Origin of the sequence: Micromonospora sp. NPDC049836 (assembly GCF_044465125.1) — a bacterium.
GTDB lineage: Bacteria > Actinomycetota > Actinomycetes > Mycobacteriales > Micromonosporaceae > Micromonospora.
Genome location: NZ_JBITLH010000015.1, coordinates 57,533 through 84,201 on the forward strand (window position 1 = coordinate 57,533; position 26,669 = coordinate 84,201).

25 protein-coding genes are annotated in these 26,669 nt (G+C 75.3%); 9 read left to right on the forward strand and 16 right to left on the reverse strand.

Annotated features, from left to right (window positions below):
- Window positions 1–8 precede the first annotated feature (8 nt).
- From ACIBPB_RS29175 to ACIBPB_RS29195, 5 genes are all read right to left on the reverse strand, one after another.
- Complete coding sequence (locus tag ACIBPB_RS29175) at window positions 9–1,757, reverse strand: L-aspartate oxidase (protein ID WP_396842650.1); 1,749 nt, start codon at window positions 1,755–1,757, stop codon at window positions 9–11.
- A gap of 61 nt (window positions 1,758–1,818) precedes the next feature.
- Complete coding sequence (locus ACIBPB_RS29180; protein WP_396842651.1) at window positions 1,819–2,709, reverse strand: septum formation family protein; 891 nt, start codon at window positions 2,707–2,709, stop codon at window positions 1,819–1,821.
- 167 nt (window positions 2,710–2,876) lie between these two features.
- On the reverse strand, window positions 2,877–3,305 hold the full coding sequence (panD, locus tag ACIBPB_RS29185) for an aspartate 1-decarboxylase (RefSeq protein WP_396842652.1): 429 nt from the start codon (window positions 3,303–3,305) through the stop codon (window positions 2,877–2,879).
- A gap of 31 nt (window positions 3,306–3,336) precedes the next feature.
- Window positions 3,337–4,185 (reverse strand): pantoate--beta-alanine ligase, encoded by an 849-nt coding sequence (gene panC, locus ACIBPB_RS29190; protein ID WP_396842653.1) that lies wholly within the window; start codon window positions 4,183–4,185, stop codon window positions 3,337–3,339.
- The gene (locus tag ACIBPB_RS29195) at window positions 4,182–5,129 is read right to left on the reverse strand and encodes a Rossmann-like and DUF2520 domain-containing protein (RefSeq protein WP_396842654.1); all 948 of its coding nucleotides are present in this window, start codon (window positions 5,127–5,129) and stop codon (window positions 4,182–4,184) included. The genes panC and ACIBPB_RS29195 overlap by 4 nt, the downstream gene beginning before the upstream one ends.
- A 228-nt stretch (window positions 5,130–5,357) precedes the next feature.
- On the opposite strand from ACIBPB_RS29195, the gene ACIBPB_RS29200 reads away from it, so the two are divergent.
- Window positions 5,358–6,704 (forward strand): SAM-dependent methyltransferase, encoded by a 1,347-nt coding sequence (locus ACIBPB_RS29200; RefSeq protein WP_396842655.1) that lies wholly within the window; start codon window positions 5,358–5,360, stop codon window positions 6,702–6,704.
- Complete coding sequence (locus ACIBPB_RS29205; protein WP_396842656.1) at window positions 6,701–7,870, forward strand: NADH-quinone oxidoreductase subunit D; 1,170 nt, start codon at window positions 6,701–6,703, stop codon at window positions 7,868–7,870. The genes ACIBPB_RS29200 and ACIBPB_RS29205 overlap by 4 nt, the downstream gene beginning before the upstream one ends.
- A 125-nt stretch (window positions 7,871–7,995) precedes the next feature.
- Here the strand turns inward: ACIBPB_RS29205 and ACIBPB_RS29210 are convergent, their stop codons facing one another.
- The 4 genes from ACIBPB_RS29210 to ACIBPB_RS29225 form a co-directional block, all read right to left on the reverse strand.
- Window positions 7,996–10,065, reverse strand: a complete 2,070-nt coding sequence (locus tag ACIBPB_RS29210) for a hypothetical protein (protein ID WP_396842657.1) — start codon at window positions 10,063–10,065, stop codon at window positions 7,996–7,998.
- Window positions 10,066–10,246: 181 nt separating this feature from the next.
- Window positions 10,247–11,251: a glycine betaine ABC transporter substrate-binding protein gene (locus ACIBPB_RS29215; protein ID WP_357316820.1), complete on the reverse strand. Its 1,005-nt coding sequence runs from the start codon at window positions 11,249–11,251 to the stop codon at window positions 10,247–10,249.
- A gap of 168 nt (window positions 11,252–11,419) precedes the next feature.
- Window positions 11,420–12,142, reverse strand: coding sequence for an ABC transporter permease (locus ACIBPB_RS29220; protein WP_396842658.1), 723 nt, complete (start codon window positions 12,140–12,142; stop codon window positions 11,420–11,422).
- A 40-nt stretch (window positions 12,143–12,182) separates the two neighbouring features.
- Window positions 12,183–12,869 (reverse strand): ABC transporter permease, encoded by a 687-nt coding sequence (locus ACIBPB_RS29225; RefSeq protein WP_396842659.1) that lies wholly within the window; start codon window positions 12,867–12,869, stop codon window positions 12,183–12,185.
- Window positions 12,870–12,871: 2 nt separating this feature from the next.
- On the opposite strand from ACIBPB_RS29225, the gene ACIBPB_RS29230 reads away from it, so the two are divergent.
- A complete protein-coding gene (locus ACIBPB_RS29230) occupies window positions 12,872–13,864 on the forward strand; it encodes an ABC transporter ATP-binding protein (protein ID WP_396842660.1) in 993 nt (330 codons plus the stop codon).
- Window positions 13,865–13,899: 35 nt separating this feature from the next.
- On the opposite strand, the gene ACIBPB_RS29235 is transcribed toward ACIBPB_RS29230, so the two are convergent.
- From ACIBPB_RS29235 to folP, 7 genes are all read right to left on the reverse strand, one after another.
- Window positions 13,900–14,397 (reverse strand): hypothetical protein, encoded by a 498-nt coding sequence (locus ACIBPB_RS29235; protein WP_396842661.1) that lies wholly within the window; start codon window positions 14,395–14,397, stop codon window positions 13,900–13,902.
- 84 nt (window positions 14,398–14,481) lie between these two features.
- Entirely contained in the window at window positions 14,482–14,781 is a 300-nt protein-coding gene (locus ACIBPB_RS29240; protein ID WP_046568396.1) for a hypothetical protein, read from the reverse strand.
- Between the two features lie 74 nt (window positions 14,782–14,855).
- Window positions 14,856–16,076, reverse strand: a complete 1,221-nt coding sequence (locus ACIBPB_RS29245; RefSeq protein ID WP_396842662.1) for an ABC transporter permease — start codon at window positions 16,074–16,076, stop codon at window positions 14,856–14,858.
- A 117-nt stretch (window positions 16,077–16,193) separates the two neighbouring features.
- The gene (locus ACIBPB_RS29250; protein ID WP_396842721.1) at window positions 16,194–16,682 is read right to left on the reverse strand and encodes a DUF3180 domain-containing protein; all 489 of its coding nucleotides are present in this window, start codon (window positions 16,680–16,682) and stop codon (window positions 16,194–16,196) included.
- Window positions 16,683–16,743: 61 nt separating this feature from the next.
- The gene (gene folK / locus ACIBPB_RS29255; protein ID WP_396842663.1) at window positions 16,744–17,271 is read right to left on the reverse strand and encodes a 2-amino-4-hydroxy-6-hydroxymethyldihydropteridine diphosphokinase; all 528 of its coding nucleotides are present in this window, start codon (window positions 17,269–17,271) and stop codon (window positions 16,744–16,746) included.
- Window positions 17,268–17,627, reverse strand: coding sequence for a dihydroneopterin aldolase (gene folB, locus ACIBPB_RS29260; protein ID WP_396842665.1), 360 nt, complete (start codon window positions 17,625–17,627; stop codon window positions 17,268–17,270). The genes folK and folB overlap by 4 nt, the downstream gene beginning before the upstream one ends.
- Window positions 17,624–18,502 (reverse strand): dihydropteroate synthase, encoded by an 879-nt coding sequence (folP, locus tag ACIBPB_RS29265; protein ID WP_396842667.1) that lies wholly within the window; start codon window positions 18,500–18,502, stop codon window positions 17,624–17,626. The genes folB and folP overlap by 4 nt, the downstream gene beginning before the upstream one ends.
- A gap of 356 nt (window positions 18,503–18,858) precedes the next feature.
- Between folP and ACIBPB_RS29270 the strand changes: the two genes are divergently transcribed.
- From ACIBPB_RS29270 to ACIBPB_RS29295, 6 genes are read left to right on the forward strand one after another with little or no spacing between them, the layout of a single operon-like run.
- On the forward strand, window positions 18,859–19,173 hold the full coding sequence (locus tag ACIBPB_RS29270; RefSeq protein WP_046568403.1) for a hypothetical protein: 315 nt from the start codon (window positions 18,859–18,861) through the stop codon (window positions 19,171–19,173).
- A gap of 12 nt (window positions 19,174–19,185) precedes the next feature.
- A complete protein-coding gene (locus ACIBPB_RS29275; RefSeq protein ID WP_046568405.1) occupies window positions 19,186–19,548 on the forward strand; it encodes a hypothetical protein in 363 nt (120 codons plus the stop codon).
- A 49-nt stretch (window positions 19,549–19,597) separates the two neighbouring features.
- The gene (locus tag ACIBPB_RS29280; protein ID WP_396842668.1) at window positions 19,598–23,011 is read left to right on the forward strand and encodes an ATP-binding protein; all 3,414 of its coding nucleotides are present in this window, start codon (window positions 19,598–19,600) and stop codon (window positions 23,009–23,011) included.
- 1 nt (window position 23,012) lies between these two features.
- Window positions 23,013–24,938 carry an MFS transporter gene (locus ACIBPB_RS29285; protein WP_396842669.1) on the forward strand — a complete coding sequence of 642 codons (1,926 nt, stop codon included), beginning with the start codon at window positions 23,013–23,015 and terminating at the stop codon, window positions 24,936–24,938.
- 5 nt (window positions 24,939–24,943) lie between these two features.
- Window positions 24,944–25,495, forward strand: coding sequence for a hypothetical protein (locus ACIBPB_RS29290; RefSeq protein ID WP_396842670.1), 552 nt, complete (start codon window positions 24,944–24,946; stop codon window positions 25,493–25,495).
- Window positions 25,492–26,661, forward strand: coding sequence for a M23 family metallopeptidase (locus ACIBPB_RS29295; RefSeq protein WP_396842671.1), 1,170 nt, complete (start codon window positions 25,492–25,494; stop codon window positions 26,659–26,661). Before ACIBPB_RS29290 ends, ACIBPB_RS29295 begins: the two co-directional genes overlap by 4 nt.
- Window positions 26,662–26,669 lie beyond the last annotated feature (8 nt).

Sequence of the window (26,669 nt, forward strand, 5' to 3'; positions counted from 1 at the left end):
CGGCCCGCTCACCGGGCCAGTTCCGTTCCCGACTGCGGGGCTCGCAGAACCGGCTCACTCCTCGCGCTCACTGGTTGTTCCGCCCAGCGCTCGGTCAACCGGCTCTCCGCCCCGATCGCGCCGACCAGGTGGCCCAGCCACCGGTCGTCGGCCGTCGGGAAGTCCTCCCGCCAGTGGCAGCCCCGGGTCTCCTGCCGGGCGTACGCGGCGGCGACCAGGGTCGACGCCACGGTGACCAGGTTGGTCGCCTCCCAGTCGGCGGTCCGCGGGGTGCCCCGTCCCTGGCCCAGCTCGCGGAGCGTGCCGGCGGTCCCGGCCAGGGTCTCCGCCGACCGCAGCACCCCGGCGCCCCGGGTCATGGCCCGTTGCAGGGTCGGCGTGCCGCCGGCCGGCACCACCCAGCCCTGCCCGCCCACCCAGGCGCCGGTCTCGGCCGGCTTCGCCTGCTCGGGCAGCCCGGCGGCGATGTCCTCGGCGATCCGGCGGGAGAAGACCAGCCCTTCCAGCAGCGAGTTGCTGGCCAGCCGGTTCGCGCCGTGCACGCCGGTGCAGGCGACCTCGCCGCAGGCGTACAGGCCGGGGATGGAGGTGCGGCCGTGCAGGTCGGTGCGGACGCCGCCGGAGGCGTAGTGGGCGGCCGGGGCGACCGGGATCAGGTCGGCGGCCGGGTCCACCCCGATGGCCAGGCAGGACGCCACGATGGTCGGGAAGCGCCGGGCCAGGAAGTCGCCGCCGAGGTGCCGGGCGTCCAGCCAGACGTGGTCGGCGCCGGTGGCCAGCAGCACCCGGTGGATGCCCTTGGCCACCACGTCCCGCGGGGCCAGCTCCGCCAGCTCGTGCTGGCCGACCATGAACCGCTTGCCGGCCCCGTCGACCAGGTACGCGCCCTCACCCCGCAGCGCCTCGGAGACCAGCGGCTGCTGGGCCAGCCCGGCGCCGGGACCACCGGCCGGCACGATCAGCGCGGTCGGGTGGAACTGCACGAACTCCACGTCGGTGACCGCCGCGCCGGCCCGCAGCGCGAGCGCCACCCCGTCGCCGGTGGAGACCGACGGGTTCGTGGTGGCCGCGAAGACCTGCCCCATGCCGCCGGTGGCCAGCACCACCGCCCGGGCCAGGAGCGCACCGACCCCGTCCTCGCTGCCCTCGCCCAGCACGTGCAGGGTGATGCCGCAGGCCGGGCCGAGCCCGCCGGGGCCGTCGCCGGGGGCGCGCAGCAGGTCCAGCACCAGGGCGTGCTCGACCAGCCGGATCCACGGGTCGCGGTGCACCGCCGCGTGCAGCGCCCGCTGCACCTCGGCGCCGGTGGCGTCGCCGCCCGCGTGCACGATCCGGTCGGCCCGGTGGCCGCCCTCCCGGGTGAGCATCAGCGAGCCGTCCGGGTGGCGGTCGAACTCCGCGCCGATCCGCATCAGCTCGCGCAGCCGGGTCGGGCCCTCCTCCACCAGCACCCGGACCGCCGCCGGGTCGCTCAGGCCGACGCCGGCCACCTCGGTGTCGTACGCGTGCGCGGCCGGCGTGTCGGTCGGGGCGAGCACGGCGGCGATGCCGCCCTGCGCCCAGCGGGTCGAGCCCTCGTCGATGTCGACCTTGGTGACCACGGTGACGTGCAGTCCCGCCTCCCGCAGGTGCAGCGCGGCGGTCAGCCCGGCGACCCCGGAGCCGACCACGATCACGTCGGTGGTCTCCACCCAGCCGGGTGCGGGCGCGGCGAGCAGCCCGGGCAGGGCCGGCAGCTCGACGGTCGGAAGGTCCATGAGCACAGTCAACCCGAACGTCCCTCATCGCGGGCGGCGGGGGCGGGACGAGTGGTTCCGGCTACCTCGTCCGGACCGGCAGGCCCGCCGGGCCGGCCCCCTTCAGCGAGGCGGTCACCGTCCGGTCGCTGAGCCAGAGGTAGCAGCGGACGCCCCGGTCACCGGCGGCCCAGCGGCCCGCGCCGGGCGGGCGTACCACCACGCCGGTGCGGAAGCGCAGCATCTTGTCGTCGGGCACGTTGACGTACCGGGCCAGGACGGTGTCGCAGCCGGTGTAGAGGGGCGCCCAGTCGGCCTCCTTCGTCGGGTAGGGCCGGTCCGGCGCCGGCCAGACCCCGACGAACTCGGCGTCGTGCCCGGTGCGGCAGTCCACCGGGGTGAGGGTCCGGGCCCGGGCCTTCCCGCCGGTGCGCTGGCAGCCCAGCCGCAGCGGGGAGGCGCCCTTGAGCGCGTCCCGCAGGCTGCCCGTCCGGGTCACCACCCGGGCCGCCGCCTCGACCGTGTCCACCTCGCTCAGGTCGCACCGGTACCAGCGCCCACCGGCCGCCCAGCCGGCGCTGGTGGGCAGCGCCACGGCCAGCCGCAGCCGGCCGGCCCGCCAGTTGTCGCCGACGTACCCGTTGGCCCGGGCGTCACAGTCGGCGAAGGCGGTACGCAGCTCCGGCGAGCCGCCGGCCGGCGGGGCGGCCCGGTCCGCCGGGAAGGCGCCGACGTGCACCGTCTCCACCCGGTGCGGCAGGTCACAGTCGACCGGCTCGTACCCGTCGAGGCCGATCGTCGGGGTGAAGTCGGCGACCTGGCAGACGCCGGCGGCCGGGGTGAACGGCCCCGGCGCCGGCAGCGCCCGCCAGTCGTCGGTCAGGTCCCCGTCCAGCCCGCCGCGGGCGGCGCACCCGGCCAGCAGCCCCACGGCGGCCACCGTGGCGACCAGGCTCCGCATCGCACGGCCCATCGCGGCCTCCCCCAGCCCGACGACCGTCTATTCCGACGGTCCGCCCAGGGTAGCGGGAAATGACCTTCCGGTGACAGACCGCTATCGGCCATCCGGCCGGCCGGCCGCCCACAAACCGGAGATAACGGACGCATCCGGGCAGGCTGGCCGGGCCGAGGGCGTGGACCTCAGTTCAGGGCGGCGGCGAGCGGGTTCGGCACCGGGTCGCCGGCGGTGCCCGGGGCGGCGGTGGTCGGGTCCGCCGACAGGTCCACGACCCGGTTGTCCGCGTCCACGTGCACCACCCGCGGCCGGTACGCGCGGGCCTCGGCGTCGTCCATCTGCCCGTACGAGATCAGGATGACCAGGTCGCCGGGGTGCACCAGGTGCGCCGCGGCGCCGTTGATGCCGATCACGCCGCTGCCCCGCCGCCCCGGGATCACGTACGTCTCCAGCCGGGCGCCGTTGGTGATGTCCACGATCGCCACCTGCTCGCCGGGCAGCAGGTCGGCCGCGTCGAGCAGATCCTCGTCCACCGTCACCGAACCCACGTAGTGCAGGTCGGCCTGGGTCACGGTGGCCCGGTGGATCTTCGACTTGAGCATGGTCCGGAACATCGGGTCGCCTCTCCGCGGGGTGTCGTGGTGGTCAGGAACGCGGCGCGAGGTGGAGCCCCGCGTTGTCGATCAGCCGGGTGGTGCCGACCCACGCCGCGACCAGCAGCCGCGCCGGCCCGGCGACCGGCCCCGGCTCCAGATCGGCGTCGGTCAGCACCAGGTAGTCGAGGCGGGCGCCCGGGACGCCTGAGTCGAAGGCGCGGTGGGCCGCGGCCAGCACGGCACCCGCGTCCGCGCCCCGCTCGGCGGCGTCGACGCCGGCGCGCAGCGCGGCGGAGAGGCTCAGCGCGGCCGCCCGCTCCTCGCCCGACAGGTAGCGGTTGCGGCTGGACAGGGCCAGCCCGTCCGGCTCGCGCACGGTCGGCACGCCGACGATCTCGACCGGCACGTCCAGGTCGCGGACCATCCGCTTGACCAGGGCGAGCTGCTGGTAGTCCTTCTCACCGAAGAAGGCCAGGTCGGGGCGGGTGAGCTGGAGCAGCTTCAGCACCACGGTGAGCACCCCGTGGAAGAAGCCGGGGCGGCTCAGCCCTTCCAGGTCCTCGCCGAGCGGGCCCGGGTTCACCCGGACCGTCGGCTGGCCGTCCGGGTACATGTCGGCCACCGACGGGGCGAAGACCAGGTCCACGCCGGCCCGGCGGCAGATCTCCAGGTCGGCGTCGAGGGTGCGCGGGTAGCGGTCGAAGTCCTCGTTCGGGCCGAACTGGAGCGGGTTCACGAAGATCGTGACGAGCACCCGGTCGGCCCGCTCCCGGGCCGCCCGCAGCAGCGTCTCGTGCCCGGAGTGCAGCGCGCCCATGGTCATCACCACGGCCACCGTGCCGGTCAGCGCGTCCCGCGCCGCGGCCAGCTCCTTGCGCGTGTGCACCAGCTCGATCATGCCGCCACCTCGATCCCGTTCAGCACGTCCAGCAGCGGCTCCGCGTCCGCCGGGCGCAGCCGGCCCGCCGCCACGGCACGGTCCGCCGTCCGTCGGGCCAACGCCAGATAGGGGGGTACGGATTCCGGGGCGGTCGCCGCGAGCCGGTCCAGGTGCCGACGTACGGTGCCGGCGTCGCCCCGGGACACCGGGCCGGTGAGCGCGTCGTCACCAAGCCGCAGGGCGTTCTCCAGGGCGGCCCGCAGCAGCGGGGCGAGCACCTTCTCCGGCCGGTCCACCCCGGCGTCGCGCAGCCGGTCGGCCGCCTCGTTGACCAGGGTCACCAGGTGATTCGCGCCGTGCGCCAGCGCCGCGTGGTAGAGCGGCCGGTCGCCCTCGGCCACCCACTCGGGCACCCCGCCCAGGTCGGTGACGAGCCGGGCGGCGAACGCGCGCAGCTCGGCCGGAGCGGTCACCCCGTACGAGATCCCGGTCAGCCGGCCCAGGTCGTCCGGCGTACCGGTGAAGGTCATCGCCGGGTGCAGCGCGAGCGGCCGCGCGCCGACGGCGGCGGCCGGGGCCAGCACCGCCAGCCCGTGCGCGCCGGAGGTGTGCGCGACCACCTGGCCGGGGCGCAGCGCGCCGGCCTCGGCCAGGTCGGCGACCACCCCGGCGAGGGCGTCGTCGGGAACCGCCACGATCAGCAGATCGGTGGCGGCGCGGGCCACCGCGGCGGCGGAGCGGGTCGGGGTCTGCGGCAGCAGCAGCGCCATCCGGGCCTGGGTCGCGCCGGAGGCGCCGGCGGCGGCGACCACCCGGTGGCCGGCCGCGGCGAGGGCCGCACCCAGCACGGCGCCGACCCGGCCGGCGCCGAGCACGCCGACCGTGAGGGTGCGCGGGAAGACGAGCGGGGCGTCGGCGGCCCGCGGCGGGGTGGCCGGACGCGGGCGCAGCGGTGCGCTCATGGCAATCGATCCAGTCCTCGAAGGGGGTACCGGTCGATGGCAAGTATGCGCCGGGGCCACAGAGCCGAAACAAGGATGTGTGAAAACCTTCACCGACCCCGGCAAACCGATTTCAGCGGTCGCGTCAGGTGTCGGTCCAGGTGGGGTCCTCGCCCGATCCGGGCGTGCTGCCGCCCTCGGCCCGGCGGACGGCTGCGTCGAGCGCCACCGGGCCCGTACCGTCGCCGGGTGACCTCTACCGAGCCGCTCCCCTGGCGCTTCGCGATGGACCGGGCGCTCTATGGGCCGGACGGCTTCTTCGTCTCCGGCCCGGGACCGGCCGCCCACTTCCGCACCAGCGTGCACGCCTCCCCCGTCTTCGCGTCCTGCCTGCTGCGGCTGCTCACCTCTCTCGACTCCGCGCTCGGCCATCCCGTTCCGTTTGACGTGGTGGATGTGGGGGCTGGTCGGGGGGAACTGCTGCGGTCGCTGTCGGTCGCCGTGGGGGTTTCGGGGGAGCCCGCCCGCTCCGGGCGGTCAGGCTTGATCCCTCCGCGGGCGGGCTCCCCCGAAACCCTGACCACCACAGCCGCCGTCCGCCCGTCGCCCTCGCTGGCCCGGCCGGTCTCCGCCGGATCGTCACCCGCCGCGCCGGTTCCGCTGGCCGAGCGGGTACGCCTCATCGCGGTCGAGAAGTCGGCCCGGCCGGACGACCTGCCGGCGGAGATCGAGTGGGTGGACGAGATCCCGCAGGGCGTCACGGGCCTGCTGGTGGCCACCGAGTGGCTGGACAACGTCCCGCTGGACCTGGCGGTGTACACCCCCGGGAGCTGGCGGTATCTGTTGGTGGACCCGACGACGGGCGAGGAGTCGACGGGTGATCCGGTCGACGCCGAGGACGCCGACTGGCTGGACCTGTGGTGGCCGTTAGCCGCGAGCGACGCGACCCGCTCGACCACCGAGGGGTTCCGGGCGGCCCGGCCGGCGGAGGGATCAAGCCTGACCGCCCGGAGCCGGTCGGGCCGCCCGGAACCCCCCACCCGAACGTCGGGCCGCCCGGAACCCCCCACCCGAACGTCGGGCCGCCCGGAACCTCCCGCCGGAGCCTCGGGCCGCCCGGAACCTCCCACCGGAGCAAGGGCCGAGATCGGGAGGACCCGAGACGAGGCCTGGGCGGCGGCGGTGGCACACCTCGACCGGGGACTGGCGCTCGCGGTGGACTACGGGCACCTGCGGGCGGACCGGCCGGTCGACGGGACGTTGACCGGGTACCGGGGCGGGCGGCAGGTGGCGCCCGTACCGGACGGGTCCTGTGACATCACCGCGCACGTGGCCATCGACTCGGTCGCCTCCGCCGGTGAGCGGGTCGCCCGGTGTGCGTACACCCTGGTGTCGCAGCGGGAGGCGCTGCGGGCGCTCGGGGCCGACGGCGGGCGACCGCCGCTGAGCCTGGCCTCCCGGGACCCGGCCGGGTACGTGCGGGCGCTGGCCGACGCGTCGGTGGTGGCCGAGCTGACCGACCCGGCCGGCCTCGGCGGGCACTGGTGGCTGCGGCAACCGGTCGGCCTCACCCACGATCCGCTCGTGGCACGATGACGGGCATGACCACCGACGCCGGCGACCTCCGCGAGCTGACCGTCGGCACCGGCGCCGGCGGCGAGCAGCTCGGCACCGACATGGTGCTGAACATCGGCCCGCAGCACCCGTCCACGCACGGCGTGCTCCGGCTCAAGCTGGTGCTCGACGGGGAACGGGTGATCTCCGCCGAGCCGATCGTCGGCTACATGCACCGGGGCGCCGAGAAGCTCTTCGAGGTACGCGACTACCGGCAGATCATCGTGCTGGCCAACCGGCACGACTGGCTCTCCGCGTTCTCGAACGAGTTGGGCGTGGTGCTCGCGGTCGAGCGGCTGATGGGCATGGAGGTGCCGGAGCGCGCGGTCTGGCTGCGGATGGCGCTGGCCGAGCTGAACCGGGTGCTCAACCATCTGATGTTCCTCGGCTCGTACCCGCTGGAGATCGGTGCGATCACGCCGATGTTCTACGCGTTCCGGGAGCGGGAGACCATCCAGGCGGTCATGGAGGAGGTCTCCGGCGGCCGGATCCACTACATGTTCAACCGGGTGGGCGGGCTGAAGGAGGAGGTGCCGGCCGGCTGGACCTCGCGGGCCCGGGCGGCGATCGGGGAGGTCCGCCGCCGGATGCCCGACCTGGACAACCTGATCCGACGCAACGAGATCTTCCTGGCCCGCACCATCGGGGTCGGCGTGCTGTCCGCCGCCGACGCCGCCGCGTTCGGCGCCTCCGGGCCGGTCGCCCGGGCCTCCGGCCTGGACCTGGACCTGCGCCGGGACGAGCCCTACCTGGCTTACGACCAGCTCGACGTGCCGGTGGTGACCAAGACCGCCGGGGACTGCCACGCCCGCTTCGAGGTGCTGCTCGACCAGGTGTACGCCTCGCTCGACCTCGCCGAGCAGTGCCTGGACCGGGTGGACCGGCTCACCGGGCCGGTGAACACCCGGCTGCCCAAGGTGGTCAAGGCACCCGAGGGGCACACCTACGCGTGGACCGAGAACCCGCTCGGCATCAACGGTTACTACCTGGTGTCGCGGGGTGAGAAGACGCCGTGGCGGCTCAAGCTGCGCACCGCCTCGTACGCGAACGTGCAGGCGCTCGCCACGCTGCTGCCCGGCTGCCTGGTACCGGACCTGATCGCCATCCTCGGCTCGATGTTCTTCGTGGTCGGCGACATCGACAAGTAGGGCGCGCCCCGGTCGGACGCACCGCTCACCGAACCGACGGGCCGGGGCGCTGCTCGGCGGACCGACGGCCGGGCGCTGCTCGGGGACCGACGGCCGGGCGCTGCTCACCTGGTTGACGGTCTGGGTCAGCGCCAGCGGTCGGCGCCACGGGTGCCGCCGGCGCGGGGCACCTCGTCCCGGGGCGGGTAGCCGTAGCGTTCGTCGGCGGCGTGCCGGACCGGCTCGGGTTCGGTCTGACGCCACTCGGGCTGGCCGCTGCGCTGGGCCGGCGGCCGCCACTCCTCCGGTACCGGCACCCCGCCCGCCGGCAGCGCCGCCTGGCCGGCGTCCGACCATCCGGACGTCGCGTCCGGCCGGCCGCCGTAGCTGGCGGAGTCGCGGCGCGGCTCCCGGACGGCCGCCCACCGGTCCTCCACCCGGAACTCGGTGCCGCCGCCGTCGGCGTGCACCACCGCCCGCCGCTCCCCGACCTGGACCTCCCGGCCGTGTGCGTCGTCGCGGACCGAGGCCCACCGGTTGCCGGCGCGCAGTTCGGACCAGTAGGCCCCGTCCGGGTCGTCCTCGGCGGCCCGACCCGACGGCTCGGGCGGGGACCAGCCGGTCCCGCCCGGCTGGCTCCACTCCGCACCCTGTCCGGCCCGGTCGCGCTCGTCCCGGCCGGACGCCGTCCAGTCGCGCTCGTCCCGGCCGGTGGCCCGCCAGTCGCGCTCGTCCCGACCGGCGGCCCGCCAGTCGCGCTCGTCCCGGCCAGGGGCCGTCCAGTGGCGCTCGTCCTGGCCGGCGACCGGCCGGTCGCGCTCGTCCCGGCCGGCGGCGGTCCAGTCGGGCTCGGCGCGCCCGTCGCGGGCACCCGCCCAGCCGGCCTCGTCGCGCTGGTCCGCCCAGCCCGGCTCGCCGCGCTGGTCCGCCCAGCCACGGTCGTCCCGGCCGGCCCAGCCGGCCTGCTCACCCGGACCGGGCGGTTCGATCTCGTTGCGCCGGCCGGCCCGGCCGGCCGGGCGGTCGTCGGTCGCCCCGGGGCGGCCCGGTGCCCAGGACCGGTCGTCGTCCGGCCCGGCCGGGGCCGCCGCCCAGGAGCGCGGATCATCCCCGCCCGCCCGCGCCGCCGACCAGGACCGGTCGGCCTCCGGGCCGGGCCCGCCCGCGCCGCCGGCCCGCGCCCACGGGTGCTCCCGCACCGGGCCGCCGCCGGCGCCGTCCCGCGATCCGGCCGGTCCGGTCGGAGGCCGGTCGTTCCAGGCGGTGGCCGGACCGGGCCGGTCCCGGTCGTCCCGTACGCCGCCCTGGTCGCCCCGGGCGCGGTGGTCGCGGCCGGCGCCGGGCTCGGGCCAGGCACCGCCGGCGCCGGTCCGCTCCTCCCCGGTGTCGCGAGAGTCGGACCACGGGCGTTCCTCCGACTCCGCGCCGGGAAAGCCGCGCTCCTCCGGTGCCGGGGACCAGCGGCCCGGGTAGCCGCCGTACCGGGTGCCGGAGTCGGTGCCGCCGTCCACGATGGTGTGCCGGGTGGTGACGTGCACGGTCTCGGTGTGGTGCACCACGCCGACCGGGCGGGGGCCCGGCTCCGGCCGGCCGTCCGGCTCCGGCGCGCGCGGCGCCCCGTACACGCCGGCCTGGGGCCGGTCGGCGCCGGCCCGGTCCGCGCCGTAACGGGTGCCGGGCTGGGCGCGGCGGGCCGGCCCGTCGTCGACCGCGGCCTGCCGCCGGCCCGCGGCGGGCTCCGGTGCCGGCTGGCCGCCGTACCCGTCGGCCGCCGGCACCCGGGCGCGACCGCCGGGCGGCTCCTCGGCGGGCGAGGCGGTGAGGCCCGCGGCGGCGGCGATCCCGGCGGCCGCCGCGTCGAGGCGGCGACGCAGGGCGGTGACCGACTCCTCGGTCCGCTGGACCTGGTCGAGCGCCTGGTTGCCCCGCTGGGCCGCGGCCACGACCTCGCCGCGCAGCTCACGGCGAAGCTGTTCCAGCTCGTCGCGGAGTTCGTCGACGCCGACCGCCGCCGCCCCGCCGTCCGCGCGGAGCGCGATGGAGAGGCCGATCAGCACCACGGCGAGCATCGCCAGCACGGCACCGAACCGCAGCGGACCGTTGCCGTCGGCGACGAGCAGGATCAGCGCGGCCAGGGGTGCACACCCCACCCCGACCCAGAACAGGACGGAGAGCAGCGGGGTGCGCTTCTCGGCGGGGGCAACCGGGGCTGGCATGGCTGAGCAGACTACCGAGACTTCCGCCGCTAGGGAACGCCCCGACAGGGTCGATGTGCAGCGCGGTGACCAGGCCGTCCGGCCGGGCGGCGGGCGCGGTGGCCGGCGGAGTCCCCGACCGCCCGCCGGCGGCGGTTCCGGGTCGCGGCGCCGGACGCGCCGCGACCCGGACGGTCGCCGATCAGCTGGCGGCGAGCGCGGCGTCCGAGGAGAAGACCAGGCCGACGCTGGCCGCGCCGGTCTTCAGCGCGTTCTTCGTCTGCGGACCGCCCGCGTCCAGCGAGCTGAACGAGCCGGCCTTGAAGTCGTAGACCTGGACCAGGCCGGCCTGACACTTCGGCCGCTGCGGGCACTCCGGCGGGCCGGCCAGCACGGTGGCCTGGCCGGAGCACTTGGCGGCGAGGTCGGAGAGCGTGGTCACCTGGTACTTGTCGGCGAAGGCCTGGGTGACCGCGAAGGCGTTCTGGTCCTGCGCCTGGGACGGCTGGCCGAAGGTGATGCCGACCTTGTCCCCCGCGGCCTTGAGCGCGGAGACCGTCTTGTCCAGCTCCGGCGAGGAGACCGGCTGGGCGTCCTTGCCGTTGGCCTTGGTGTTGAGGAACTCGGCCATGGTGGCCGCGTACTCCGGGACGACCTGGATCTCGCCCTTCTCCAGGGCCGGCTCGTAGAGCTCGCGGTTGCCGATCGTCTGCACCTTGACCTGGTAGCCGGCCGCGGTGAGCGTGATCTTGTAGAGCTCGGCGATGGTCTGGCTCTCGCTGAAGTTGCCGGCGCCGACCGTGACCTGGCCGCCCGGCCCCTTGGCCAGGCCCTGGGTGAGGCCGTTGGCCTCGGCGAACTCCTTCGCCGCCGCCTGGGGGGTCTTGCGGTCCACGTCGACGGACTTGTTGAGCGCGATCAGCTTGGGCGTGTCCAGCGCCGCGGAGACCTTGTCCAGCGCGGCGACCAGCTGCGGCTTGGCCACGTCGACGTTGATCGCGGGAATGACGTTGTCGGTGTTCTGGAGCTTCTTGTCGTCGCTGAGCACGACCAGCTTGTCCCCGGCGACCGGGGCGCAGCCCGCCCCGGAGGCGCCCTGCTCGGGCGCGTCGGTGCCGGACGAGCCGGCGTCCCCGCAGCCGGCGAGGAGACTCGCCGCCGCGACGGCGCCGACCGCCCCGACAGCCAGGCGTGAACGTGCGCGCATCAGTAGCCCGCCTTCCGTGTCCCGGCGCGGCCCGAACGGGCCGGCCGCGTGTCCGACGGGCGATCCGGTCGGCCGCCCGCAACTCCAGCCAATATCTTCCTGATCCGACCGACAAACTCCGAGCCGGTTTCGTCACCTGATCGTCATCCGGCCCCGGTGTCGGGCCGGTCAGCCGCCCGCCATGGCGTCGGCGGCGCGCCGGCTCGCCGCCCGGCGTACCCGGCGCAGCGGACGGGGGGTCACCGCCCGCTCGACCAGCGCCAGCACCCCCTCGACGAGCAGCGCCAGCCCGGCCACCAGCAGGCCGCCGGCGATCACCTGCCCGCCGCCGGCCGCGATGTCCAGCCCGAAGCCGGCCCGGATGATCTGCCCCAGCCCGCCGCCGTTGACGAAGGAGGCCAGGGCCGCGGTGGCCACCACCTGCACCGCGGCGGTGCGGAAACCGGCCGCCAGGTACGGCACCGCGAGCGGCAGCTCCACCCGGCGCAGCAACTGCCCGCCGGAGAGCCCCATGCCCCGGGCCGCGTCCCGGGCCTCCGGGTCGGCCTGCCGCACCCCGGTGTACGCGTTCGCGAGCAGCGGCGGCACCGCGAACACCGCGAGCGCCACCACCACCGCCGGCCGCCCGAAGCCGAGGAAGGTCAGCGGCAGGATGGTCAGCAGCGCCAGGGTCGGGATCGCCAGGGTGACGTTGGACACCAGCAGCACCGCGCCCCCGCCCCGGCCGGTGTGCCCGAGCCAGAGCCCGAGCGGCCAGGCCACCAGGCAGCCCAGCAGCACCGCCAGCGCGGACAGGGTCAGGTGCTCGCCGAGCCGGTCCAGGACCCCGCCGGGATTCGTCCAGTTCAACGGGTCGTTCAGCCAGACCACGGCCTCCCGCAGGTGGTTCACCGGGCCGGCTCTCCCGACCCGACCCGGTGCCGGCGGGCGCTCACGAGGACCGCCCGCGCAGCCACGGGGTGAGCAACCGGCCCACCCCGGCCAGCACCAGGTCCAGCACCAGCGCCAGCAGCACGCAGAGCACCGTGCCGGTCATGATCTCCGCCTTGTAGAAGTTGTTCTGGAAGCCGGCGAAGATGAGCTGGCCCAGGCCGCCCCGACCGATCACCACCCCGACGGTGACGAGCGCCACCGTGGAGACGGTGGCCAGCCGCAGGCCGGTGAGGATGCCCGGCAGCGCCAGCGGCAGCTCGATCCGGAACAGGCGGGCCCAGCGGCCGTACCCCATCCCCTCGGCGGCCTCCAGCACGTCGGGCGGCACCTGGTGCAGCCCGGCCAGCGCGTTGCGGACGATGACCAGCAGCGCGTACAGCACCACCACGGTCAGCACGGTCACCGCGCCGATGCCCAGGGTCGGCCCGAGGAACGCGAACAGCGCCAGGGACGGGATCGTGTACAACACCCCGCTCACCGCCAGCACCGGCCCGGCCAGCGACCGGAACCAGTACGCGGCCACGGCGAGCGGCAGCGCCACCACGGCGGCGATCAGCACCGCCCGGGCGGCCAGCCAGGTGTGCTCACGCAAGGCGGCGAGGATCGTGTCAGAGTTGTCCCGCACGTACTGCCAGGAGAACCACGGGTTACCGGGCGCGGCCCGGTAGCTCAGCTGGAGGGACACACGTGGACGTTACCCCGGGAGCCCACGCCGGACACGGCGCGGCCTCGATCAGCCTGGAGCGCATCCGCAAGCGCTACCCGGACGGCACCGAGGCGGTACGCGAGCTGAGCCTGGAGGTGAAGGCCGGCGAACTGGTGGTGCTGATCGGCCCGTCCGGCTGCGGCAAGTCCACCGTGCTCCGGATGATCAACCGGTTGATCGAGCCGACCGACGGGCGGATCCTGCTCGGCAGCGACGACGTCACCCGGGTCGACCCGGTCGCGTTGCGCCGGCGCATCGGCTACGTGATCCAGAACGTCGGCCTCTTCCCGCACCAGACCGTCGCCGCCAACGTGGCGACCGTGCCCGGGCTGCTGCGCTGGTCCCGCCAGCGGACCCGGGACCGGGTGCACGAGCTGCTGGAACTGGTCGGCCTCGACCCGGCGCAGTTCGCCCGCCGCTACCCGCACGAGCTCTCCGGGGGTCAGCGGCAGCGGGTCGGGGTGGCCCGGGCGCTCGCCGCCGACCCGGTGGTGCTGCTGATGGACGAGCCGTTCTCGGCGGTCGACCCGATCGTCCGGACCCGGCTCCAGGAGGAGTTCCTCCGCCTCCAGGCCGAGGTCCGCAAGACCATCGTGCTGGTCACCCACGACCTCGACGAGGCGGTCCGGCTGGGCGACCGGATCGCGGTGCTCTCCGAGGGCGGCCGGCTGGAGCAGTACGCCGACCCGGCCAGCGTGCTCGGCTCCCCCGCCTCGCCGTTCGTCCGCGAGTTCGTCGGCGCCGACCGGGGCATCCGCCGGCTCGCGGTCACCCCGCTCACCCGGGACGTGCTCGACCCGCTCCCCGCCGACGGCGGGGCCGACCTGCCGGCGGTGCCGCTGGACGGGTCGGCCTACGACGCGCTGGGCGCGCTGCTCACCGCCGGCGTCGAGCACGCCGTGGTCACCGCCGACGGGCAACCGGTCGGGCTGGTCAGCCGGGCCCGGGTGCTGGGTCTCGGCGTGCCGGGGTGAGCGGCCCGCGGCCCGGTCGCCCCGACCCGGCGCCGTCAGGCGCGCCCGCCGAGGCTGGCCAGGCCGATGATCCAGCCGGCGAAGAAGCCGTACGTGACCCCGGTGCCGGTGCCCTGGAACGCGGCCAGCAGCGAACCACCCGGGCCGAGCAGCGCGGAGAGCAGCGCGCTGAACCCGGCCGCCAGGACGTACGCGGCCCAGCCGGAGAGGAACTGGCTGGCCGAGCCCTGCACCCTGGCCACCTGGGCGGCGGGCAGCAGGTAGAGCAGCGCCACGGCCAGCACCACCAGCAGCACGGCCCGCAGGTCGGTGGCGAGCACCGACCGGGACGAGTCGTCGGCGTGCAGCTGCCAGGCGGGCCAGGCGAGCAGCTGGAGGAACCAGCCCCCGGCCCCGTTCGGGTCGGTGTCCCGCACCCACCCGGCGTACATCGGGCTGCCGCAGACGCCGACCAGCAGCAGCGCGGCGAGGGCGCCGGTGCCGGCCGCGGTGCCGTACCGGCTGATGCTGCGGGGACGGTTGTCGAGGGCCATGGGGCGGTCAGTTCCCGGCCCGCCTCGCCGGGCAAACCTGCGCGTACGCGCGACCGCCGCCGGCCGGCGGGCGGCCATCCGCGCTCAGTGCTTCATCAGGTAGTCGATGAACGCGGCCCGCAGCAGCGGGGCGGACTCCTCGTAGCCGTGGCCGGTCAGCTCCCGCCACAGCGCGTTCGCCTCGTCGATGATCGGGCCGACCGAGTTGGGCGCTCCGTCCAGCACCGCGGCCTCGTCCGCGTTCGGCAGGTGCCGCAGCACCGACCAGAAGAACTCGACGTCGCGGCGCTCCCGGGCCAGGTGGAACGCCTGCTCCCGAAGCTCCTCGGTGGAGAGCTTGTCGAGCTCGTCGAAGGTGCGGCCGCCGGCAGAGGTCTCGCTCATGCCGCCGAGCCTAACCCGGCGAGATCACGTCCGGCCCGCCGGACGGCACCGGCGGCGGGTGGCGCCCGGTGGGGTCAGCGGTCCTCGGGCTCCCAGCGCTGCCCGGTCTCCCAGCGGGGGGTGTCCCAGGTCTCGACCCCGGTGTCGTTGGTCCGCACCGGCAGCACCGACGGCCAGGTGTCGGTGGGCTCCGGCCGCGGCGTCATGGCCCAGCCGCTGCTGATCGAGCCGTCGCCGGGCGGCCCCACCTCGACCGCGGGCGGGCCGGCCGGGCGGGGCCGGCCGAGCGTCTCGACCAGGCGGGTGGCGAGCAGGCCGACGCCGACGGTGGCCCCGCCGACGGCCCACCGGTTGACCGTCCAGCCCCGGGCCGCCGCCCAGGTCAGGAAGACCTCAACCAGGGCGACCGCGAAGAGGGTGCCGAAGATGCCGCCGCGCCGGCCGTACGCGCTGGTGCCGGCGAGCAGCGCGGCGCCGACCGCGAGCAGCGACCAGTCCAGCCCGCTGCTCGGGACCACCGGGACGGTGCTGTTGGCGGCGATGAGCACGCCGCCGAGCAGGGCCAGCACGGTCGAGCCGGTCAGCGCCAGCGCGGTCACCGTGGCGGCGGCCGCGCCGCGACGCCGGGCCGGGTCGCCGACCGGCCGGAACCGGCCGACCAGCCGGCGGACCGGTTTGATCGCGCCGAACAGCCCGCCCAGCACGGCCACCGCGGCGAAGCCGACGAAGAGGTAGAGCGCGGTCGACCGCGGGTCGTGCCCGCCCTGCACGGCCACCGGAGCGGTCCGCCGCTCGATGTACACGATCACCCCGGCCGCGCCGGCCAGGCTCGCCGCCCAGCCGGGCACGTGCAGCACCACGACCACCAGGCCCAGCGCCAGCCCGCCGAGCGCCGCGATCCCGAGGGCCGGCAGCAGCGCCTCCCGCACGCCGCGGTCGCCCTGCTCGGCGAAGTGCAGCGCGGCGGCCAGCGCGACCGGGCCGATCGCCAGGTTGACCGCGGCGGCGCGCAGGCTCAGCCCGGCGGCCAGGGCGAGCAGCCCGAGCCCGACCACGTCGACCAGCAGGGTCTTGAGCGCTCCGCCGCGCAGCGCGTCCGAGTCCTCCCGCCAGAGCAGCCAGGCGGCCGCGACCAGCGCGGCCAGCAGCAGGATCTCCCAGATCACATGGACGGCGATCCGGTCCCGTCCGGGCTCACCGTGGGACGGGTCGTCGAAGACGTTCTCCAGCACCGCCGCGGGCACGCCGGAGGCCGTCTCCGCGGGTGCGAACCGGCCTGTCTCGTCGTACCCCATGGCCCGCGCCTCCCACGTCGGCGGCCGTCCAGGTCCGACAGGGCGGACCGGCGGCGGCCGTTGCTCTCCGGTCGCCGAGGACGGTACCTGCGGGCGCGGGTGGTGGGAACCCCCTGATCAGAGGCGGCCGCGCGGAGTCTCCCGGTCGCCCGGCTCGCGGTCCTCGTCGTCCTCCTGCTCCGGCACCCGGCAGGACCGTTCCAGCCAGAGCGCCGCGGCGACCAGGGCCAGCGCGGCCAGCACCCCGGCGCCGCCGGCCGGCCGGTCGCCGACCGCGGCGTTGGTGCGCTCGATGAAGAGCCAGCCGGTCAGCCCCGCGTAGAAGCCGGCGAAGATGGCCCCGGCCAGCGCCGACGCCTTGGCCAGCACCACGAACCGGGCGACCAGCAGCGGGTTGACCGGGTCCCGGCCGGGACGGCGCTCGATCCGGCTGCGGGTGTTGACCGCCGCGTAGCCCTCCAGCACCGCGAGGCCGGCCAACGTGATCACCGGCAACCAGGGCAGGTCGGGCGCCACCTCGTAGTAGAAGCTGCTGATCAGCAGCCAGGCCAGGGCGGCCGCGACCAGGGCGGCGACGATCAGGGTGGAGATCCGGGTGGGCCCCATCCGGAACCGGTTGGGGTCGCGCGGGGACTGCGCCGAGCTCATGCCGGCCGGCTCCACTGGGTCATGTGTCCGACTCTAACGCCAGATCGGGCCGCGGGCGCAGTTCCAGGGCGTCCCCGGCCAACGGCTCGGCGTTGAGCAGGTCGGTCAGCCAGCCGTGCCCGGGCAGCCGGCCGTGCGGCTCGATGTCGATCCACGGCCGCAGCACGAAGGCGCGCAGGTGGGCGCGGGGGTGCGGCAGGGTCAGCTCGGGGTCGTCGCGGAGCACCGGACGGCCGTCGCCGTCCCAGACCGCGATCACGTCGACGTCGAGGGTGCGGGGCCCGTACCGCCGCTGGGGGTCGCGGGTCCGCCCGGCCGCGGCCTCGGCGGCCCGGGCCCGGTCCAGCCAGTCCCGCGGGCCGGCCGCCGGGTCCGCGACCAGCAGCGCGGCGTTCAGGTACGCGGGCTGGTCGGCGTCCCCCCACGGTGGAGTCTCGTAGACGCCGCTGACCACCAGCACCGCGTCGCCGAACGCGGCCACCGCCGCGCGGAGGTGGGCCGGCCGGTCGCCGAGGTTGCTGCCGATCGACAGCACGGCCCGGGTCACCGGGTACGCCGCAGGGTCACGGCCACGTCCCGGAAGGTGTGCGGGATCGGCGCCTCCGGCTTGTGCACGGTGACCGTCGCGGCGGCGACCCGCGGCTCGGCCAGGCAGACCGCGAGCAGCCGGTCGGCCAGCGTCTCGATCAGGTTGACCGGTTCCCCGGTGATCACGGCGACCAGCCGCTCGGCCAGCTCGCCGTAGTGCACGGTGTCGGTGACTTCGTCGGACCGGGCCGCCGGGGCGAGGTCGAGTTCGAGCACCGCGTCGACCACGAACTCCTGGCCCTGGGCGCGCTCGAAGTCGTAGACGCCGTGCCGGCCGTGCGCGCGCAGGCCGGTCAGCTCGATCCGGTCGGTCATCGGTCCCCCTCGTACCCGGCCGGCCAGAGGGTGGTCGGCACCAGGCGCGGGCGGCCGGTGGCCCGCCAGACGTCGAGCGCGTCGACGGTGCCGCGCACGTCGTGCACGCGTACCCCCCAGGCCCCGGCCGCGACGGCGAGCACGCTGGTGGCGACGGTGGCCGCCTCGCGCTCGGCGATGGGCCGGGGGGTGCCGTCCGCGTCGGCGAGCAGCCGGCCCAGGTACGACTTGCGGCTGGCCCCGAAGAGCAGCGGGAAGCCCAGTTCGAGCAGTTCGGGCAGGCGGACGCTGAGCTCCCAGTTGTGTTCGGCGGTCTTGGCGAAGCCGAGCCCCGGATCGATGATGATCTTCTCGGCGGCGACCCCGGCGGCGAGCGCCTCGTCCACCCGCCGGCCCAGCTCGGCCCGGACCTCGGCCACCACGTCGGTGTAGCTGGCCAGGTCGCGCATCTCGCGGGAGTGGCCCCGCCAGTGCATGAGCACCCACGGGCAGCCGGCGTCCCGGACCACCCGGGCCATGTCCGGGTCGGCGAGCCCGCCGGAGACGTCGTTGACCACGTCGGCGCCGGCGGCGAGGGCGGCCTCGGCCACCCGGGCCCGGCTGGTGTCGATGCTGACCGGGATGCCGGCGGCGCGCAGCTCGCGGATCACCGGCAGCACCCGGGCGGTCTCGGTCCCGGCGTCGACCCGGTCGGCCCCGGGCCGGGTGGACTCGCCGCCCACGTCGACCAGGTCGGCGCCGGCCTCGCGCAGTCGCACCCCGTGTCCGACGGCGGCGTCGAGATCGGCGTACCGGCCGCCGTCGGAGAAGGAGTCGGGCGTGACGTTGAGGACGCCCATCACCACCGGGTCCTGCGCCCGCACCAGATCGGTCACGGACCCGACAGTACCGGTCGCCAGCAGGGCATCCGGCGAGCCCGCCGGTCCCGCCGGACGACACCGCTGACATGCGGATTGGAACAGGTGTACGATCGGTCGTCCGGGCCCGTTCGGGTCGAGTCTTCGCGGGTTGTCGCAAAGGTGGCCGGCCCGTACGCTTTGGAATTGCCCAGCATCGAGATGGCGAAGCATGGAGGGAGGGCCGAAACGGGAGGAAACCCTCCAAAGCTCACCACTCTCCGTGGTGAGTGACGGACGCAGCGTCGCGGACGCTGTATCCGGTGGGCACATCCCGCCCGGCCCGATCTACTGCACCACCGCGGCGTCGCCGGCCGCGACATGGGGAGGTTTCAGTGATCGCCATCGAGCTCCTGGCGACGGCGACGTCCGCCGTCGACCACGTGCTCCACCCCCTGGCGTCGACTCCACTCGCCGAGCCGGCCCCCAAGGGCATCAACACCAACGGTGTCGTCAGCTTCTTCGCCAGCAAGATCGCGCCGATCCTGCTCGCGGTCCTCGGCGTCATCTTCATCGGGCGCGCCAGCCGGGGCGAGATCTCCAAGGTGCTGACCAGCTCGGCCATCGCCATCATCGGGCTCGCCTTCATCGCCGGCGCGGCAACACTCTTCTTCGTCGGCGACTACCTGATCGACCTGATCTTCGAATAGGCGTCGGCGACCATGCGGCTGCGCACCGACGACGACATCTACCGGGCCCGGCTCGTCTATCTCGGGCCGCCCGGCTACACCCTGCCCGTCCACCTGCCGTACGCCCAGTACGGCCTGTTCATGCTGCTCGTACCCCTCTACATGTTCATCCACTGGCTGTTCACGTTGCAGGTGGAGCTCTTCCCCGCCTGGGAGATCTCGCTCGCCATCGTGACCACCTCGTTCGTCTTCCGGTACGTCGACCCGGACCGCCCGGCGCGCATGGTCATCCGCACCGCGCTGACGGACTGGCGACGTACCCGGGAGCCGGCCGCCGAGCTGCGCGACCCGCGCCTGGTGGCGAGCCGGATCAGGATCCGGGAGGAACTGGCATGACCGGGCGTACGCCGACGGCGCAGCCGAACGACGCGGGTGAGGCGGTCGCATGAGTCGCTCTTCCACGCCGGGTTCCCCGGCCGGGCGCCCGGCCGACCCCCTCGGTAACCGTGCGCGATCGTTCGACTACCCACCCGACGACGAGCTGGACGAGGTCGCCCTCGACCCGGCGCTGGTGAGCAGCCCCGGCCAGGGCCGGGTCGGCGTCTTCCAGCCGCCCCGACCGCCGGCCGCCCGGCCCGCCGGGCCGGAGCAGCGGCGGCCGGCGGCCGGCGACAGCGGCGACATCGACTCGCCCTTCCTCGACCTGTTCGGCGGGGCACAGCCCGGCGCCCGGCGACCCGCGACCCGGCCGGCCGCCCGGCCCGCCCCGCCGGCGGCCATCGAGCCGGCTCCCGTGGTGGCGCCGCCACGCCGCGGCGTCGGGCGGGAGGCCCTGCCCGTCCCGCACCAGCCCGCGACCCCGCCCGAGCGGGTCGAGCGGGTCGAGCCCGCCCCCGCCGCGCCGCCGGTCGCCCGGGTCCGGGAGAGCGCGCCCGGCGTCCGCCCGGTCGGTCGGGGCGCGGAGGCCGAGGTCACCCGGGCGCCGTCCCGACCCGCCCTGCCCGAGCCGCCCGCCGGCCGGCCACCCGCCCTCGACCCGGCGCCCACCGCCCGCACCCGGGTGCCGCAGCAGGCCGGCGAGCGGCTGCCGGCCCTCCGGCCGAACCACGAACCGGCCGGCCCGGAGCACCCCGTCGACCGGCCCGGCCGCCGGGCCGACCGGTGGGCCGGGGAGGACACCGGGCCGGCGGGGCGCGAGGTGGCCGCCCCGCCCGGCCGCGAGATGACCCCGCCGAGGCAGCGCGCCGCCGAGCGGCGCGGCAAGCCGGCCAAGCCGGTCCGGGTACGCCCGCCGAAGATCAAGTTCACCGACCGCGACCCGTCGGTGGAACTGGCGATCACCGAGATCGCCGGTCACCTGACCTTCACCCCGAACACGGTCACCGCCTGGTACTGGCTGCCCGAGGTGCGCTGGGCGTTCCGCCCCGACGCCGAGCGGGAGGCGCTGCTCTCGGCCATCTCCGAGCAGTACGCCGGCCTGGCCGGCTTCCGGCTGCACCTGCGCCGCACCACCCGGCCGTTCCCGGCCGACGAGTGGGCCCGCACCATCGACGCGCACACCGCCGCGCCGCTGCCCGACGTGCCCGGCACCACCGGCTGGGCCGACCACCTGGTCGCCGCCCAGCGGCACCTGATGGCGGTCAACCACGCCGAGGGGCAGACCTACCTCGGCGTCACCTTCGCCCGCCGGTCGCTCGGCGACAACCTCGCCGAGCGGCTGCTGCGGACCTTCGGCCGGGGCACCGCCGACGGCGAGCGCCGCCGGCTGGGACGCACGGTCGAACAGTTCGACGAGGTCCTCGGCGCGTTCGGCATGCGCGGGCGTCGGGTCACCGCGCAGGAGCTGGAGTGGCTGCTCTACCGCTCGGTCGCGCTCTGCATGGCGCCCCCGGGCACGCTCTCGCCGGTCACCAACGGGCAGTGGGAACGCGGCGACCTGCTCGCCCTCACCGAGCAGGTCGAGCGCTACCGCACCCCGTACGGCTCCACGGTGAAGCTGGTCAACCGGATGACCGGCGAGGAGCGGCACGTGGCCGTCCTCGCGGTGGGCCGGATGGAGCCGCTGGAGATCCCCGAGCGACACGAGCCCTGGCTGCACTTCCACGAGCGGCTGCCGTGGCCGATGGAGCTCTCCACCCGGGTGGACATCCTCGGTCCGGGCGACTCCTTCCGGAACCTGGAACACCGGCTGCGGATGATCCGCTCGCAGCAGCTCGACTACGCCGAGCACGGCATCGACGCCCCGCCCGAGCTGGAGCGGCTGGCCAAGCGGGCGCTGGTGATCGGCGACGAGATGACCACCGGGCTGCCGGTCGACTCGGCGCGGGCACACGGCTGGCACCGGATCGCGGTCGGCGGCCGGACCCGCGAGGAGTGCCTGGAACGCGCCCGGCGCCTCATCCAGCTCTACTCCCGCGAGCTGCGCATCTCGCTCCAGCACCCGAAGAACCAGGACTGGCTGGCCCGGGAGTTCATCCCCGGCGAGCCGATCGCCAACACCGGCTACGTCCGGCGGATGCCGGTCAACCTGCTCGCCGCCGCCCTGCCCCAGGCCGCCTCCACGGTCGGCGACCGGCGCGGCGACCTGATCGGCCGCACCGCCGGCACCTGCCGCCGGCCGGTCTTCCTCGACCTGCACTTCCCGATGGAGGTCCGCGAACGCTCCGGGCTGGCGGTCTTCGTGGCCGAGCCCGGTGGCGGCAAGTCGACCCTGCTCGGCGCGCTGGGCTACCTGGCTGCCCGGCGCGGGGTGCAGGTGACCCTGCTCGACCCGTCCGGCCCGCTGGCCCGGCTCTGCGCCATGCCCGAGCTGGCGCCGTACTCGCGGGTGCTCAACCTGACCGGCTCCGAGCAGGGCACCCTGGCGCCGTACGCGCTGATCCCGACGCCACTGCGCAGCGAGTTCGGCAGCGGCGCGGCCGGCGACCGGGAGTTCGAGATCGCGGTCTCCAACGCCCGGGCCGAGCGGCGCATGCTGGTGCAGGACATCTGCATGATGCTGGTACCCCCGCAGGTGGCCCGGGAGGCGTCCACCGCCACCCTGTTCCGGCACGCCGTACGCCAGGTCCCCGCCGAGGAGATGTCCACCCTCGACGACGTGGTCGCCTGCCTGCAAGGGCTGGACGACGACGCCGGCCGGGAACTGGCCAACCTGCTGCTCGACACCGCCGAGATGCCGCTGGCCATGCTCTTCTTCGGCCGGCCCCCGGAGGGCCTGCTCGGCGCCGACGCGGCGCTCACCGTGATCACCATGGCCGGGCTGCGACTGCCCGACCTGAAGATCGAGCGGGAGTACTGGTCGGCGGAGGAGGCGCTCGCCCTGCCGATGCTGCACACCGCGCACCGACTCGCCGTCCGCCGCTGCTACGGCGGCTCCATGTCGTCCCGCAAGCTGGTCGGCCTGGACGAGGCGCACTTCATGGAGGGCTGGCGCTCCGGGCGGTCGTTCCTGGTCCGCCTCGCCCGCGACTCCCGCAAGTGGAACCTGGCCGCGCTCGTCGCCTCGCAGAACCCGAAGGACATCCTCGGCCTCGACGTGCAGAACCTCGTCTCCACCGTCTTCGTCGGCCGGATCGCCGAGGACACCGAGATCGCCTCCGAGGCGCTGCGGCTGCTCCGGGTGCCGGTCAACGACGGCTACGAGGCCACCCTGGCCTCGCTCTCCCAGGCCGACGCGGGATCGGCCGCCCGGCTGGGCTTCCGCGAGTTCGTGATGCGTGACGTCGACGGACGCGTGCAGAAGGTCCGGGTCGACGTGTCGTACGTCGACGGGCTGCTGGAGCACCTGGACACCACCCCCGCCGCGGTCGCCCAGGCCGCCGGGGTGCTGCCGACCGTCCTGGCTGACCTGGAGGCGTGACATGGCGAGGGCACGGATCGCGGCGCTCCTCCTCGCGCTCGGCGTACTCGCCGGGGCCACTATCTCCTGGCCCGTGGTCGGGTCGACACCCGCGTACGCCGCCACACCCGTCGCCCAGGCCCGGGCCGAGCTGTGCAGCACGAAGCAGTGGCAGGCCGACTTCCGCTCCTGCGTCGGCAAGCTGAAGGAGGTCAGCGAGGACCAGGTCGAGTGCCGCAACGCGCCGGTGCCGGGCACCCCCGACTCGGGCCTCGCCGGCTGGTTCGCGGCCCGCCCGGACTCGGCCAAGCTCCCCGGCCCCAAGGGGCTCTACAGCGATTACGGCTACGCCGGCTACAGCTACACGACGTACGACGTCGACGGCGGCTGTGCCTCGTCCGTGCTCCATCCGGACTACCGCTTCACCACCATGGTCGCCAACGGCGAGTTCATGTTCGCGACCGCGGTCATCGGGGCGTCGAACGCGCTGCGCGAGCGGGCCTGGGACCCGCGCTCGATGTGGGGCTGGGCGGATCCGCTGGTGGAGCAGGCCACCAAGGCCGTCTACCAGAAGGTGTTCAGCGTCTTCGGGATCATCACGCTCTGCGTGGTGGGGCTCTACCTGCTCTGGCGCTCGCGCCAGTCCGACATGAGCAACGCCATGACCACGGCGGGCTGGGCGCTGCTGGTGATGGTGGCGGTGACCGCGCTGGCGGCCTGGCCGGTCAAGTCCGCCAACATCGCCGACAACAGCCTGATCACCTCGCTCTCGGTCGTCCACGACGCGGTCGGCCCGGGAACGAGGGACACGCCACCCGGCCAGTGCGACGATTCAGACCCGGAGTCCTGCAAGGACCACCGTCCCCCCGCGGTGCGGGCAAGCGACACCGCCACCGACACCATGCTCTACCGGAACTGGCTGCGCGGCGTGCTCGGCTCGGCCGACAGCGAGACCGCCAAGAAGTACGGGCCGGCGCTCTACGACGCCAAGTCGCTCTCCTGGGAGGAGGCGGAGAAGCTCCGTCAGAATCCAAAGACGCGCGAGGGCACCATCAAGGCCAAGCAGCAGCAGTGGGCGCGGGTGGCCGAGCAGATCAAGTCGGAGGACCCGGAGGCGTACGAGTACCTCCAGGGGACCCGCGACATGGACCGGGTCGGTGCCGGCTTCATCGCGGTGCTCGCCTCGCTGCTCTTCGCCATGTTCGACCTGACCGCCTCGCTGCTGGTGCTGCTCGGCTTCCTGATCTTCCGGTGGGCGGTGATCGCCGCGCCGATCCTCGGCACGGTCGGCCTGATGCGCCCGGCCAGTGCCGGCCTGCGTCGGCTGGCCAACGCGGTGGTGGCCGCCGTCTTCAACATCGCCATCTTCGGCACCGGCGCCGCCATCTACCTCTTCGCGGTCGACCTGATCATGAACACCCCCACCCTGCCCGGCTGGCTCCAGGTGGTCCTGGTCTGGCTCTGCGGCGTGGTGGGTTGGCTGCTGCTGCGGCCGTACCGGCGGATCACCCAGCTCGGCGGCAAGGACAGCAGCGAGGCGGTCAGCTCGGCCGGCTCGTGGCACCGCCGCTTCTTCCGGGACATCCGGGTCGCCGCGCGGCTGGACGTCGCCGAGCCGGGTGGCACCGCCGAGCCGACGCTCGGCCGGCGCCGCGGGGTGGCCACGGACCAGAGCCGCCTGCGGCCGGAGGCCCGGCACGAGGACCCGGCACACACCCGGGGCGGCGACCGCCAGCGGCCGGACGGGCGCGAGCGCGTCGACGAGGCGCCCGCGCCCGAGCGGACGGGCGGAGCGCGCGGCCCGGCGCCCCGCCCCCGCCGGGCGCCGGCCACCTGGACGGAGCCCGACGTCCCCGAGGAGGCCCCCGCCTTCGCCGTCTACCGGCCGGGCTCGACCGAGCAGGCACCGGCCACCCGGGCGCCCCGGGTGCGCTCCGAGGCGCGGTGAGGCCGATGCGTCGCGCGCTGGAGTTCCTCTTCACCCGGGTGTTGCGGTCCCGGCTCGGCGTCGCGCTGGTGATCGCGGCGTTGATCTTCGGCGTGATCGGCGCGGCCCGGCTGGTCTCCGGCCCGGTCGACCCGGCATCCGGGCTGAGCACCCGACCGGACGAGCCGATCAGCACGGTCGACCCGGAGGCCGGCGACGACGGGGTGCTGGCCAGCCCGCCCGCGGCGGTCTCCCCGCGGACCAGCCCCGGTGAGGTCGCGCCCGCACAGGCCGCCGGGCGGTTCACCGCCGCCTGGTTGACCGGCCCGGGCAGCAACGCGGAGCAGTGGCAGGCCCGGCTGCGGCCGCTCTCCACCCCGGCGCTGACCGAGAAGCTCACGGGTGCCGACCCGGAGAGCGTTCCCGCCCGGCGGGTGACCGGCCAGGTGACCCTGCGCCCCCGTACCGAGTCCTTCGTGGAGGCGCTGGTCCCGCTCGACAACGGTCGGCTCCGGCTGGAACTGGTGGCCCCGGACGGCCGCTGGCTGGTGGACGCGGTCGACTGGGAGCGCCAGTGAGCGCCCCGGGGGTGGTGGCCGCCGGCCGCCGCAAACTGCGGCTCGGCGTGCTGGCCACGGCGTTGACGCTGGTGCTCACCCTGCTCTGCTGCGTCGGCGGCGCCGGGGCGTTCCTCCTCACCGAGCTGGGCGACGAGGATCCCGCGCTCACCGCCGGCCTGGCCTGCGACCCGGGCCGCCGGGTCGACGTCACCGGCAAGATGCCCCGCGTCACCGAGTACGGCGAGGGCCAGGTCCGCAACGCGGCGATCATCATCAAGGTCGGTCAGGACCGCAAGATCCCGGCCCGGGGCTGGGTCATCGCGCTGGCCACCGCGATGCAGGAGTCCGGGCTACGCAACCTGGCAAACAGCAAGATTCCGGCGTCGCTCGCGCTGCCGCACGAGGGCGTCGGGTCGGACCACGACTCGCTGGGTCTGTTCCAGCAGCGGCCCGGCTGGGGCACCGTCCAGCAGCGGCTGACGCCGTCGTACGCCGCCGACAAGTTCTACGACAAGCTGCTCAAGGTGCCGAACTGGGAGCGCCGACCGCTCACCGTGGTTGCGCAGAAGGTCCAGGTCAGCGCGTTTCCGGACGCGTACGCGAAGCACGAGGACCTGGCCGGCCGGCTGGTCGACGCGCTGGCCGGCGGCGCCGCCCGGACGGTGCAGCTCGCCGGTAAGGCGGTCTGCGACGCCGCCGCCGGTGCCCGGATCGCCGCCTCCGGCTGGACCGCCCCGCTGCCCGGCGGCGTCGTCTCCGGCTTCCGCACCAGGGAGCGGCCCAGCCACAACGGCGTCGACCTGGCCGCGCAGAAGCGCACCCCGATCCATGCCGCCACGGCCGGCCGGGTGCTGGTGGCGCGGTGCGACCCGGACCATTCGGGCCGGCGGGACTGTGACCGGGACGGTTGGCCGGGCAAGGGCGGCTGCGGCTGGTTCGTGGACATCCTGCACGCCGGTGGTTACATCACCCGCTACTGCCACATGATCCAGCGACCCGCCGTGGTGCCCGGCCAGTCGGTACAGGCCGGCGATGAGATCGGCCTCTCCGGGACCAGCGGGAACTCCTCCGGCCCGCACCTGCACTTCGAGGTGCACCTGGACAGCGACCGGTCCAACCGGGGTGCGATCAACCCGGTGCCGTTCATGCGCCAGCGCGGCGCGCCACTGGGCAGCACCGCCTGAGGTTGACC